This window comes from Streptomyces turgidiscabies Car8 (genome assembly GCF_000331005.1).
Classification (GTDB): Bacteria; Actinomycetota; Actinomycetes; order Streptomycetales; family Streptomycetaceae; genus Streptomyces; species Streptomyces turgidiscabies.
In genome coordinates, this window is the sequence record NZ_AEJB01000175.1 from 17668 (window position 1) to 29686 (window position 12019).

11 protein-coding genes and 1 pseudogene are annotated in these 12019 nt (G+C 71.5%); 10 read left to right on the forward strand and 2 right to left on the reverse strand.

Features of this window, described 5'->3' with window-relative positions; all coding sequences use genetic code 11:
* Positions 1-136: 136 nt before the first annotated feature.
* From STRTUCAR8_RS55600 to STRTUCAR8_RS11035, 8 genes and pseudogenes are all read left to right on the forward strand, one after another.
* Positions 137-629: pseudogene (locus STRTUCAR8_RS55600) on the forward strand (Uma2 family endonuclease); the annotation flags it as partial.
* A gap of 35 nt (positions 630-664) precedes the next feature.
* Positions 665-1564, forward strand: a complete 900-nt coding sequence (gene mshB, locus STRTUCAR8_RS11005; RefSeq protein ID WP_006375701.1) for an N-acetyl-1-D-myo-inositol-2-amino-2-deoxy-alpha-D-glucopyranoside deacetylase — start codon at positions 665-667, stop codon at positions 1562-1564.
* Positions 1561-2019 carry a DUF6113 family protein gene (locus tag STRTUCAR8_RS11010; RefSeq protein WP_234372514.1) on the forward strand — a complete coding sequence of 153 codons (459 nt, stop codon included), beginning with the start codon at positions 1561-1563 and terminating at the stop codon, positions 2017-2019. The genes mshB and STRTUCAR8_RS11010 overlap by 4 nt, the downstream gene beginning before the upstream one ends.
* Positions 2020-2175: 156 nt before the next feature.
* A complete protein-coding gene (locus STRTUCAR8_RS11015) occupies positions 2176-4671 on the forward strand; it encodes a hypothetical protein (protein ID WP_044472002.1) in 2496 nt (831 codons plus the stop codon).
* A gap of 174 nt (positions 4672-4845) precedes the next feature.
* The gene (locus STRTUCAR8_RS11020) at positions 4846-5784 is read left to right on the forward strand and encodes an ABC transporter ATP-binding protein (RefSeq protein ID WP_044472009.1); all 939 of its coding nucleotides are present in this window, start codon (positions 4846-4848) and stop codon (positions 5782-5784) included.
* Positions 5781-6521, forward strand: a complete 741-nt coding sequence (locus STRTUCAR8_RS11025) for an ABC transporter permease (RefSeq protein WP_006375724.1) — start codon at positions 5781-5783, stop codon at positions 6519-6521. The genes STRTUCAR8_RS11020 and STRTUCAR8_RS11025 overlap by 4 nt, the downstream gene beginning before the upstream one ends.
* Positions 6518-7696 carry a sensor histidine kinase gene (locus STRTUCAR8_RS11030; RefSeq protein WP_006375706.1) on the forward strand — a complete coding sequence of 393 codons (1179 nt, stop codon included), beginning with the start codon at positions 6518-6520 and terminating at the stop codon, positions 7694-7696. Before STRTUCAR8_RS11025 ends, STRTUCAR8_RS11030 begins: the two co-directional genes overlap by 4 nt.
* Positions 7693-8310 carry a response regulator transcription factor gene (locus tag STRTUCAR8_RS11035; protein WP_044472003.1) on the forward strand — a complete coding sequence of 206 codons (618 nt, stop codon included), beginning with the start codon at positions 7693-7695 and terminating at the stop codon, positions 8308-8310. The genes STRTUCAR8_RS11030 and STRTUCAR8_RS11035 overlap by 4 nt, the downstream gene beginning before the upstream one ends.
* Before the next feature lie 103 nt (positions 8311-8413).
* On the opposite strand, the gene STRTUCAR8_RS11040 is transcribed toward STRTUCAR8_RS11035, so the two are convergent.
* Entirely contained in the window at positions 8414-9277 is an 864-nt protein-coding gene (locus STRTUCAR8_RS11040) for a transglutaminase family protein (RefSeq protein WP_006375699.1), read from the reverse strand.
* A gap of 16 nt (positions 9278-9293) precedes the next feature.
* Positions 9294-10295: a GNAT family N-acetyltransferase gene (locus tag STRTUCAR8_RS11045; RefSeq protein ID WP_044472004.1), complete on the reverse strand. Its 1002-nt coding sequence runs from the start codon at positions 10293-10295 to the stop codon at positions 9294-9296.
* Positions 10296-10436: 141 nt separating this feature from the next.
* Between STRTUCAR8_RS11045 and fdxA the strand changes: the two genes are divergently transcribed.
* Both fdxA and STRTUCAR8_RS11055 read left to right on the forward strand, forming a co-directional pair.
* On the forward strand, positions 10437-10763 hold the full coding sequence (fdxA, locus tag STRTUCAR8_RS11050; protein WP_006375731.1) for a ferredoxin: 327 nt from the start codon (positions 10437-10439) through the stop codon (positions 10761-10763).
* A 125-nt stretch (positions 10764-10888) separates the two neighbouring features.
* Positions 10889-11980 carry a bifunctional succinyldiaminopimelate transaminase/glutamate-prephenate aminotransferase gene (locus tag STRTUCAR8_RS11055; RefSeq protein ID WP_006375736.1) on the forward strand — a complete coding sequence of 364 codons (1092 nt, stop codon included), beginning with the start codon at positions 10889-10891 and terminating at the stop codon, positions 11978-11980.
* Positions 11981-12019 lie beyond the last annotated feature (39 nt).

Genomic DNA, 12019 nt, shown 5'->3' on the forward strand with positions numbered 1-12019 from the left:
AGCTCACGGTCTCGTCATGGTCAGCTCGTCCCCCTTGAACAGGTTCTCCGCCGACGCGTTGGCCGCCCCCTCCCGAGGCTCGCTCGGCCGCCGCTCTGGCTCGATACGCTGGCGGGGGCATCCCCAGGAGGACACGATGAGCACCCAGTCTGACCATGGACACGAGCTGATCCCCCGTCCCGAGCACACCCCAGACGCTCTGCGCGCGGCCCTCGTGGCCGTCGAAGACCACCGGCACGGACAGCGGAGCATCTCCCATGAACTGACTGTGGCGCGCCTGCGGAGACGGCTTGCAGATCATGCCGGAAGGGCTCGTGGCTCACACCGGGACCCCGGACGTGGAGGATGAATCCGAGGGGATCATGCGCCGCCCCGACGTCATGCTGATCGCCGAGAGGGGCATGGAGGGTCAGGGTGCGTTCGACCCCCGTACCCTCATCGCCGCGATCGAGGTCGTGTCCAGCTCGAACCCGGCCAACGACTGGCTCGGCAAGATGCGCGACTATCCCCTGATCGGCATCCCCACCTACGCGATCTTCGACCCTCGCACCGGCACCGGCGCCGTCCTGGACGATCCCGACGACCGGCCTGCCGCGTTATCCAGAGGAGTGACCCCCAGGCAGGCGACATCAGCCCCGCCCCCCGCGCCTCGTAGGCTGACCCCATGACGGAACTGCCCGACCGGCGTCTGCTTCTGGTGCACGCGCACCCGGACGACGAGTCGATCAACAACGGCGCGACCATGGCCCGGTACACGGCCGAGGGAGCCCTGGTGACTCTCGTCACCTGCACCCTCGGTGAGCTCGGTGAGGTCATTCCGCCCGGGCTCGCGCATCTCACCGGGGCCGCTCTTGGCGAGTACCGGCTGAGGGAGCTGACCCAGGCGATGAGCGCCCTCGGTGTCGCCGATCACCGGCTGCTCGGTGGGCCGGGCAGGTACAGGGACTCCGGGATGATGGGGCTCGCCGACAACGACGACCCCGGCTGCTTCTGGCAGGCGGACGTCGACGAGGCGGCCGGGTACCTCGTCGAGGTGATTCTCGAAGTCAGGCCCCAGGTCGTCGTGACGTACGACCCCGACGGCGGATACGGCCACCCCGACCACATCCAGGCACACCGTGTCGCCATGCGCGCGGTGGAGCTGGCCGCCGAGGCCGGCTGGAGTGTGGCCAAGGTGTACTGGAACCGGGTGCCCCGCCCGGTCGCCGAGGAGGGCTTCGCCCGGCTTCGGGAGGCGCTGCCCGGGTTGCCCTTCGTCAAGGCCGGGACGATCGACGACGTACCGGGTGTCGTGGACGAGGAACGCATTACGACGGCCGTCGACGGCACCGCGTACGCCGCCGCGAAGGCCGCCGCGATGTGCGCCCACGCCACGCAGATCGAGGTGGCCGAGCCCTGGTTCGTCCTCTCCAACCAGCAGGCCCAGCCGCTCTTCGTGGACGAGTACTACGAATTGGTACGTGGTGAGCACGTTGAGCGCGGTGATGGTGATGAGCGTATTTCTCTGCGTGAGACCGATCTGTTCGACGGGATCGCAGCGAACGGGGAGGGTGGTGCGCGATGAGTGCGAACGGGAAGGCACCCTCGGGTGAAGCCCGGGGGAAGGCCGCGGCAGGGGGCGGCAGTGTGCTGGCCCAGCCGCTCGTGGCGCCCTCTGCGGGGCGTGCGGTGGGCTTCCTGGGGCTCCTCGTCCTCGGGGCCCTCGTGGGGGCCGCAGGCGCGCTCGTGCAGGCCGCGTGGTTCCCGGGCGGGCTGCTGCTCGCGCTGGGCGGGGCGGCCGGGCTGTTCCTCGGCGGGGCGCGTGCCGTCGGTACGCGCGCCGGGGCGGTCGCGCCCGCGGTCGGCTGGATGGTCGCCGTCGTCCTGCTCACCGCCAGCCGCCCGGAGGGGGACTTCCTGTTCGCCGCAGGAGTCGGCTCGTACCTCTTCCTTCTCGGCGGTATGGCTGTCGCTGTGATGTGTGCCACGCTCGCCCGAACGCGGCAACCGGACGGTCCCGCCGTCCGACTTGGCAAGTGACGTACTACTTCGCCGCCGCAATCGCGTGGGGGTCCAGTGATGGTTTCTCCGGCGGTCGTGGGATACGCGCCAGACGTGGCCAGTATGGTGGTGCGCGCCGCCGAGCTGCCCGCGTGAGGTCGCGTCGGGCGGCGGAGCCAACCGGGAGAACCTGCCTTGAGTCGTGAAACTGACAGTCCGTCCTCCGGGCCCAACGGGCGCGGAGGTGCCGCCTACCCCTCGGGGACACCGCCGTACGGCACGCCCATGGCGTCCGACGGCGGTGCGGACGCGGGCCGTTCGGCCGCGGAGCCGGACGGGCCCAAGACCGAGACCACGCTGACGACCCGGATCCGGATCAACATCCCCGGATCCCGGCCGATTCCGCCGGTCGTCGTCCGGACGCCCGTCGCGGACACCGAGTCCTCCGAGACCACCGGGACCCACAGGCGGCCCCAGCCGGGAGGCGACGGCAGAACGCCGGACGCGCCCCCGTCCAACGGTGTCGCGGAGCCCTCCGCCGAAGCTCCGGGCCAGCCCGGGGAGAAGACCAGCGACTGGTTCGCGCCGCGCAAGTCCGGTGCGCCCGCGGGCGGTCCGGGTGGCGGCGCGAGCAACGGGGCTGGTATCCCCGGCGCTTCGGGTCCCGCCCCTGCGGGCCCCCGTCCCGGCGGCCCCAACGGCACGGGACCGGCGGGTGCTTCACGCCCCGGCAGTCCCAACAGCGGCGGTTCCACGGGCTCTTCGCGCCCCGGCCTGGGCGTCATGGGCGCCGCGGGCAACGCGGGCGGTCCCCGCGCCGCCGGTGGTCCCAGCAGCGGCGGCGGTACGAAGGGTGCCGGGCTCCCCGGCGCCACCGGCGCCGGTCCCGTGGCGCCGGGGCACGGTGGCGGCACCGGTTCCTTCGACGTGACCGGTGCGTTCGCGGTCGGCGCGGGACCGGCGGGCGGGTCTTCCTATCCGCCGGGCGGCAGCAGCCCTCGTACCCAGGGTGGTCCGGGCGCAGGCAGCGGGCCTGCCGACGGCCGTGGTGAACCGCGACGCGACGAAGTGCCGTTCTTCTCGGACAACGGGCAGGGCGGCCAGGCCGGCGCGAACGGTCTGGGCGGCCCCGCCGGGCAAGGCGGCCCCAACGGGCAGAGCGGGCAGAGTGGTTTCGGCGGGCAGGCCGGCGGATTCGGTCCCCAGCACGACTTCTCGGCCCAGAACGACTTCACCGCGCCCAACGATTTCACCGCGCCCAACGACTTCGGTGACTTCGGCGGCCAGAACGGCCAGAACGGCCAGAACGGCCAGAACGGTCAGAACGGCTTCGGTGGGCCCGGTGGTCCGGGCCGACGCGGCCCCGCCGGTCCGACCGGCGGTCCGGTCACCGGAGACGGCCCGGCCATCCCGCCCGTCGCGGGCAACCCCTCCGCCGCCAGTGTCTCCGGCACGGGCCGGCTCGCCGGTGGGCTCAGCGACGACACCGCGATCCTGACCCCGCAGAAGCACGCCCCCGGCCCGGGCGGCGCCGGTGGCGTCGGCGGCTACGGCGGCTCCGTGGACAACATCTCCAGCTCCACCCTCACCAGCGGCATGCCCGTCGTGCCGACCGACCGGAACTCCCCGTTCGGGCCCGGCACGCACTCCGACGGACCGCTTCCGCACACCCCGCCGAAGCTGCCCGAGCCGGTGTCGCCGAGCACGCCCGCCGCTGCCGCGCCCAAGAAGGGCAAGAAGGCGAAGAAGGGCCGCAGCAAGCTGACGCTGCTGGTCGTCGCCGTCTTCCTCATCGCCGGTGGCGCCTACGGGGCCGGGCTGCTGATGAACCACTCCGACGTGCCCAAGGGCACCACCGTGTTCGGCGTCGACATCGGCGGCGGCACCCGGGACGACGCCGTCAAGAAGCTCGACGACGCCTTCGACGACCGGATGAACCAGCCGCTGAAGCTGTCCGTCGACGGCAGGACGGTCGACCTCAGGCCGGACCAGGCCGGGCTCCAGTTCGACACCCAGGCCACGGTCCGGGCGGCGGCCGTCAGCGACTACAACCCGATGTCGGTGGTCGGCTCGCTCTTCGGGCAGCAGCGGGTCGTCGAACCCGTCATGCCGGTCGACGAGGAGAAGCTCGCCGCCGCACTCCAGCGGGTGGCGGGCGGAGCCAGCTCGGCGAGCGACGGCACGATCAAGTTCGTGTCCGGCAAGGCCGTCGCCGTCTACGGCAAGGCGGGCAAGGGCATCGACGCCGCCGCGGCCGCCCAGTCGGTCGAGAACGCCTACCGCAGCCAGGTGGAGAGCGGCACGAGCACACCGGTCCAGGTCCCCACCAAGACGCAGGAGCCGACGATCTCGAACGCCGAGGTCGACCGCATGATGAAGAAGTTCGCCACCCCGGCGATGTCCGCCAACGTCACCGTCCGCGTGGAGACCGGCGCGCCGAGCGTGGAGTTCAGCCCGAAGAACTCGCTGTGGAAGTTCCTCCAGGTGAAGCCGGTCAACGGCACACTCGTCGAGGCGTACGACAAGGTCGCGCTCAAGGAGCTGTACGGCGGCCTCTTCGACCAGGTCCTCATCGCCCGCGGCAACGGCAACAAGACGCCGGTCACCGTCGAGGACGTCATCGGCGCGATGCGCCCGGCCCTGGTCAGCACGACCAACCGGGTGGGCATCATCGAGACCAACCCGACGTAACCGCTCGGCAGCACGGCAAGGCACGTAAGGAAGGGCGCCCGGAGACATCGGGCGCCCTTCCGGCGTACGGGCAGGTCACCCCCGTACGACCGTCCCGCGCATGACATCTGTCATCCGCGAGTCAGGACCCCCGGCACTGCCGGGCGGACCTGGCCCACGGCCACGATGGACCTCATGGAAACCACCACCGTGGTCGAGTTCGACCAGGTCACGAAGAGCTACGGCGAGGTACGGGCCGTCGACGGGCTCGCGCTCACCCTCCGGCCCGGTGAGACCGTGGCCCTGCTGGGCCCCAACGGCGCCGGCAAGTCGACCACCCTCGACCTGCTCCTCGGCCTCAAGCAGCCCGACAGCGGCACGGTCCGTGTCCTCGGCCAGAGCCCCCGCGAGGCCATCGTGGGCGGACACGTCGGCGCCATGCTGCAGAGCGGCGGCCTGATGGACGAGGTCACCGTCCGCGAACTCGTGTCGCTGGTGTGCGCCCTGCACCCGCGCCCCTTCCCGGTCGGTGAGGTCCTCTCCCGGGCCGGGATCACCCAGCTCGCCGACCGCAAGGTCAACAAGCTGTCCGGCGGCCAGGAGCAGCGCGTCCGGTTCGCGCTCGCCACGGCCGGGGACAGCGCCCTGATCGTCCTGGACGAGCCCACGACCGGCATGGACGTCACCGCCCGCCAGGCCTTCTGGGCGACCATGCGCGAGCAGGCGGACCAGGGCCGTACGGTCCTGTTCGCCACCCACTACCTGGAGGAGGCGGACGCGATAGCGGACCGCGTCCTCGTCCTGCACCGGGGCCGCCTGCTGGCCGACGGCACGGCCGCCGAGATCAAGGCGAAGGCGGGCGCGCGCCGGATCTCCTTCGACCTGGAGCCCGGCAGGACAGGGGAGACCGGGGAGTCTCCCGTGGAGGAGGAGGTCCTGCGGGCCCTGCCCTTCCTCACCGCCCTCGACGTGTCCGGGCAGACCGTCCGCATCCAGTCCTCCGACGCCGACGCGACCGTCCACGCCGTGTACGGGCTCGGCCTCTACCCGCGCAACCTCGAAGTGGCCGGCCTGGGCCTTGAACAGGCGTTCGTCACCCTCACCGCCGCAGCCGAGGAGGCGCGCACAGCATGAACGACCTCATCCGACTCGAAATCACCCGGGCCCTGCGCAACCGCAAGTTCCTGTTCTTCTCGGTGATCTACCCCTCCGCCCTGTTCCTGCTCATCGCGGGCAGCGCCGACAGCACCACGAAGGTGACGGGGACCGATCTCAACCTGCCGACCTTCTTCATGGTCTCCATGGCCTCCTTCGGCGCCCTGACGGCCGTCCTGATGGGCAACAGCGAACGCATCGCCAAGGAGCGCGAGAGCGGCTGGGTACGGCAGTTGAGGCTCACCCCGCTGCCCGGCCGCGGCTATGTGCTGGCGAAGACGGCGAGCGCGGCCGTGATCAGCCTTCCGTCGATCGTGATCGTCTTCGTCGTCGCGGCGGCCGTGAAGGACGTACGCCTGGACGCCTGGAAGTGGCTGGCGCTCACCGGGGCGATCTGGGTCGGCAGCCTGGTCTTCGCCGCGCTCGGGGTCGCCATCGGCTATCTCGCGAGCGGGGACGCGGTCCGCCCGATCACGATGATCGTCTATTTCGGCCTCTCCATGCTCGGCGGCCTGTGGATGCCGACGACGACCTTCCCCGACTGGCTCCAGGACATCGCGAAGTGGCTGCCCACGCACGCGTACGCTGCCCTGGGGCGGTCCATCGAACTGGGTGACGCCCCGCAGTTGAAGGATGTGGCCATCCTGGCCGTCTCGTTCGTCCTCTTCGCGGGCGGCGCGGCCTGGCTGTACCGGAAGGACACGCTGAAGGCGTGAGCGGCATCGGCATCGGACAGCGCCCGACGACCCGTAGGACACGGGTGATGAAGTCCCTGTGGATCGGGGTCTGGCTCGCCTACCTGGGCGCCCCGGCCGACGACCTCCTCCACGGCGGCCACAGCACGGGCGCGCAGTTCCTCGGCTGGCTGGGCCTGGTGGTCTTCGTCGCCTACTACGCGGCCCTGGTCTTCCGCACCGGCCGCGGCGAGACGACCCGCCTGGTGGTGGTCTCCCTGGCGCTCCTCGCGGTCCAGTCGACCGTCCTGGCCCTCTCCCTGGGCCGCGAGTGGCTGGTCCTGTTCGTGTACGTGTCCACCTCGTCCGGCGCCGCCCTGCCGCTCCGTATGTCCCGCTGGGCGATCGCCGCCAACGCGGCCCTGATGACGGCCGTCGCGCTGGCGGTCCCCGGCGGCCACTCCTATCTGGCCGGCCTCATCGTCCCGGCCCTGCTCGGCGGCGCCGCGATGGCGGGCGTACGGCAACTCGTGCGTACGACCATCGAGTTGAGGGAGGCCCGGGCCACGGTCGCCCAGCTCGCGGCGAACGAGGAACGGCTGCGGCTGGCACGGGACCTGCACGACCTGCTGGGCCACTCCCTCTCCCTGATCACCCTGAAGAGCGAACTGGCGGGCCGGATGCTCCCCGCCCACCCCGAGAAGGCGGCGCAGCAGGTGGCCGACATCGAACAGGTGAGCCGCCAGGCACTGGTCGACGTACGTGAGGCGGTCAGCGGCTACCGTCGCCCCCGGCTGGCCGGTGAACTGGCGGGCGCACAGGTCGCGTTGACGGCGGCGGGCATCGCGGCGGCCCTTCCGGAGGACGCTGTCGCGGCCGACGCCGACGTCGACGAGGACGCGGAAGCCGCCCTCGCCTGGGCGCTGCGCGAGGCGGTGACGAACGTCGTACGGCACAGCGGGGCCGGCCGCTGCACGGTGGAGGTGCTGAGCCGGCAGACCCTGGACGGCCCGGTGCTCGAACTCTCCGTCGAGGACGACGGCTCGGGCGGCGGCTCGGCCGGTACCCCCGGCAACGGTCTCACCGGCCTCGCGGAACGCCTGGAGAAGGCGGGCGGCTCCCTGGAGACGTCCCGTACGAAACGCGGCTTCCGGCTGGTGGCGCGGGTACCGATGGGCACGGCGTCGGCTGCGGCGGACGTAGGATCCGCTTCATGACCCGCATGATCAAGGTCCTGTTGGCGGAGGACCAGTCGATGGTCCGCGAGGCACTGGCCGCGCTGCTCGGCCTGGAGCCCGACATCGAGGTCGTGACCCAAGTGGCGCGCGGCGACGAGGTGTTGCAGGCCGCCCGTGCCCACGCCGACCTGGACGTGGCCCTTCTGGACATCGAGATGCCGGGCGCGACAGGCATCGAGGCGGCGGCCCAGCTCCACCGGGAGTTCCCGTCCCTGAAGCTGGTCATCCTCACCACCTTCGGCCGCCCCGGCTACCTCCGCGCCGCCATGGAGTCCGGGGCCGACGCCTTCCTGGTCAAGGACGCCCCCGCCGCCCAACTCGCGGCAGCGGTACGCAAGGTGCTGGCCGGGGAGCGCGTCATCGACCCGACGCTGGCGGCAGCCGCACTGGCGGACGGCGCCAACCCCCTGACGGACCGCGAACGCGAGGTTCTCCGCGCGGCGGCGGACGGCGCGACGAACGCCGAACTGGCGACGACCCTGCACCTCTCCCAGGGCACGGTCCGCAACTACCTCTCCACAGCCATCCAGAAACTGACGGCAAGAAACAGGACGGAAGCGGTACGGATAGCGAGAGAGAAGGGCTGGTTGTAAGGGACCTCGCGGGAGCGGACCTAGGGGCGCGGGGCTGTATCCATGTGCGGCTCCGCCGCGTGGGCGCGACCAGCCACAACGCACCCGCACCCGAAAAACCACCTCAGTTCAACCGCGCCCGAGCAGCTCTCGCCTGCCCCCGCATCCGCTCCGCCGCAGGCGGATCAAACGTGGACACGATCTCCGCGTACCCCTCAAGCTCCGCCGCCCCCGCCACGAACTCCCCCCGCCGCACCAGCAACTGAGCCCGCTCGTACCGCAGCCGGGCCGGATGCGACGGCAGCAGCAACGCCAACTCCACCGCCCACAGGGACACTTCCGACCGCTCAGGCCGCGCCGCCCCCCACGCCCGTACGTTGTTCAGCACCCTCAGCATCACGTCCAGCGGATCCGCGGGCATCAGCATCGACGGTTCCAACGCCTCCCCGGTAGCCCCCGCCACCAGCAACTCCGCGTCGCTCCCGCTCAGCACCCGCCCTCCGTCGAAGGGATCGGCGAGGACCTGCTCGTCGACCGGCCCGAACCCCACGACGAAGTGACCGGGCAGCGCCACCCCGTGCACCGGAGCCCCCGCCCGCCGGGCGACCTCCATCCACAGCACGGACAGCAGAATCGGCAACCCCCGCCGCCGTACCAGCACTTCGTGCAGCAGCGAGGACTCCAGTCGCTGATAGTCGGCTGGGCTGCCCCGGAACCCGTTGCGCTCGCCCAGGAGTTCACGCAGGGCTGTCGCCCAGGCACGTGGGCCGCCCGGCCGGTACGGCAACTGCCCGGCCAGCCGGTCGAGTTCCATGTGCACGGCGTCGACGCCGGCCTCGTCGAGCGCCCTGTCCGCGACCGAGCCCATCAGCAGACACAGGGTCGTCAGGTCGGGCCGACCGGACCTGGCCTCGTCGGCGAACAGCTGCCGCAGCTCGGCGGACCGTCCGGGCTCCGGAGGATATGGCGGGGGATGGGGGAAACGCACGACAGGCCCTGCCCTCTCACGCGGATCGATAGTGGTGGTAGGAGTGGTGCGCCGCGAACCCCATCCCCGCGTAGAGGGCCCGCGCCCCCGCATTGTCTGCCTCCACCTGGAGCCAGGCCGCCGACGCCCCCTCCTCCAGCGCCCGGACGGCCAGAGCGGCCATGACAGCCGAGGCCAGCCCCTGGCGCCGCCTGCCGGGATCCACCTCGACGGCGGCGAACCCGGCCCAGCGCCCGTCCACGACACACCGCCCGATGGCGGCCGGAGCCTCGCCCTCACCCCCCGGCACGGTCGCGAACCACACGGAAGGCCCGCTTCCCAGCACCGCCAGGGCCACGTCGCTCACGCCCTTGCGCTGGTACCGCGCGAGCCACGCCTCGTCGGCCTCCCGGGACAGCACGACGTCCGCCGCGCCGGTGCCGAGATCGGCGACGGGCGCCAGCCCCCCGACCCACAGCTCGGCCGTCACCTCACGCGTCCACCCGCGCTCCTCCAGCTCCGCGCACAGCAGCTCCTGCGTGCCCTCCGCGCCGGTGGCGGTCTGGACGTAGGCGGGCAGGCCCCGCTCGGCGTACCAGCGCCGTACGACCGTCAGTGCCTCGTCGAGGGGCAGACCGGGGTCGCCGACCGGCAGCACCGAGTTGGCCCGCCGGGTGAAACCGGAGGCGGCCCGCAGCTCCCACTCGCCCAGCCGCTCGCTCTCCACCGGCTGCCAGGCCCGCGCGGAGACCCGCGCCAGCTCCTCGTACGAAGCGGCGGGACCTCGGCGACGGGCGGGGGTCGGCGGGACGACCTTGCCCGCGACCAGGGACGTTTCCGGGACCCGGACACGCTCCCCGTTCCGCCGTGTGATCAGGAGCACACCGGCGTCTTCGTCCCATGATGTGAGAACACCGACCGTGTCGGTGAACTTCTCCATTCCGGGAGCTTCTTCGTTCAGCCGTCGAACAGAGACACGTTTGCCCACGTCAGCAGTGGTAATACGGACCTCAAGACGGCCTGCCGCGGAGATTTCCACAGGTCAGTTCACCCCTCCTGTATGGATCATGCCCGGGAACGGAGATACTAGGTGCGGGCATCGACGACGCCGCGCTCCCGCGCGCCAGGTGGCGGAGCCTGAAGACGGCTCGCCAGCGCCCTATCGAGGAGGAACGACAGCGTGACCTACGTCATCGCGCAGCCTTGTGTCGACGTCAAGGACAAGGCGTGCATTGAAGAGTGCCCGGTCGACTGCATCTACGAGGGCTCCCGGTCCTTGTACATCCACCCGGACGAATGTGTCGACTGTGGCGCCTGTGAGCCGGTCTGCCCGGTTGAGGCGATCTTCTACGAGGACGACACTCCGGAGGAGTGGAAGGACTACTACAAGGCGAACGTCGAGTACTTCGACGAGCTCGGCTCGCCCGGTGGCGCCAGCAAGCTGGGACTGATCGAGCGCGATCACCCCTTCATCGCCGCGCTGCCGCCGCAGAACCAGACCGGCTGAGAGCGGCCCGCAGAACCTGAGCCGCCTCGGTCCCGTACGGCCTGATCACTCGCATCACGTGGTCGCCGTACGGGACCGAGGCGTTTGCCGTACGCAGGTACGTACCCGAAAGTGAGCGAGATCCCGTGTCCGCAGTCTCCGACCGCCTCCCCACCTTCCCCTGGGACAAGCTGGAGCCGTACAAGAAGACGGCCGCCGCGCACCCGGACGGCATCGTCGACCTGTCGGTCGGCACGCCGGTGGACCCGGTCCCCGAGCTGATCCAGAAGGCGCTGGTCGCGGCCGCCGACTCGCCGGGCTACCCGACCGTCTGGGGCACGCCCGAACTGCGTGACGCGCTCACCGGCTGGGTCGAACGGCGACTGGGCGCCCGGGGCATCACCCACCACCACGTCCTGCCGATCGTCGGCTCCAAGGAACTGGTCGCCTGGCTCCCCACCCAGCTGGGCCTGGGCCCCGGCGACAAGGTCGCCTACCCGCGTCTCGCGTACCCGACCTACGAGGTGGGCGCCCGGCTGGCCCGCGCCGAGTACGAGGTCTACGACGACCCGACCGAGCTGGACCCGACGAACCTGAAGCTGCTCTGGCTCAACTCGCCCTCGAACCCCACGGGCCGGGTGCTGAGCAAGGAGGAGCTGACCAGGACGGTCGCGTGGGCCCGCGAGCACGGCGTGCTGATCTTCTCCGACGAGTGCTACTTCGAACTGGGCTGGGAGGCCGACCCGGTCTCCGTACTGCACCCGGACGTGTGCGGCGGCTCCTACGAGGGGATCGTGTCCGTCCACTCCCTCTCCAAGCGCTCCAACCTCGCCGGCTACCGCGCCGCCTTCCTGGCCGGCGACCCGGAGGTCCTCGGCCCGCTCCTGCAGATCCGCAAGCACGGCGGCATGATGACCTCGGCGCCCACCCAGGCGGCGGTCGTGGCCGCGCTCGGCGACGACACGCACGTGCGCGAGCAGCGGGAACGGTACGTTGCCCGGCGTACGGCCCTGCGCGAGGCCCTGGTGCGGCACGGCTTCCGCATCGAACACAGTGAGGCCAGCCTCTACCTGTGGGCGACCCGGGGCGAGTCCTGCTGGGACACCGTCGCCCACCTCGCCGACCTGGGCATCCTGGTGGCGCCGGGCGACTTCTACGGCACGGCCGGCGACATGTTCGTCCGCGTGGCGCTGACGGCGACGGACGAGCGGGTGGCGGCGGCCGTCGCCCGCCTGTAGCCGGCAGGACGGTCCGCACGGCAGGCAGCACGACGGAGG

What these genes read in the sequence shown, in the direction of transcription:
- mshB (WP_006375701.1), top strand. Translation starts at nt 665, where the DNA reads ATGACGGAACTGCCCGACCGGCGTCTGCTTCTGGTGCACGCGCACCCG.
- STRTUCAR8_RS11010 (WP_234372514.1), top strand. Translation starts at nt 1,561, where the DNA reads ATGAGTGCGAACGGGAAGGCACCCTCGGGTGAAGCCCGGGGGAAGGCC.
- STRTUCAR8_RS11020 (WP_044472009.1), top strand. Translation starts at nt 4,846, where the DNA reads ATGGAAACCACCACCGTGGTCGAGTTCGACCAGGTCACGAAGAGCTAC.
- STRTUCAR8_RS11025 (WP_006375724.1), top strand. Translation starts at nt 5,781, where the DNA reads ATGAACGACCTCATCCGACTCGAAATCACCCGGGCCCTGCGCAACCGC.
- STRTUCAR8_RS11035 (WP_044472003.1), top strand. Translation starts at nt 7,693, where the DNA reads ATGACCCGCATGATCAAGGTCCTGTTGGCGGAGGACCAGTCGATGGTC.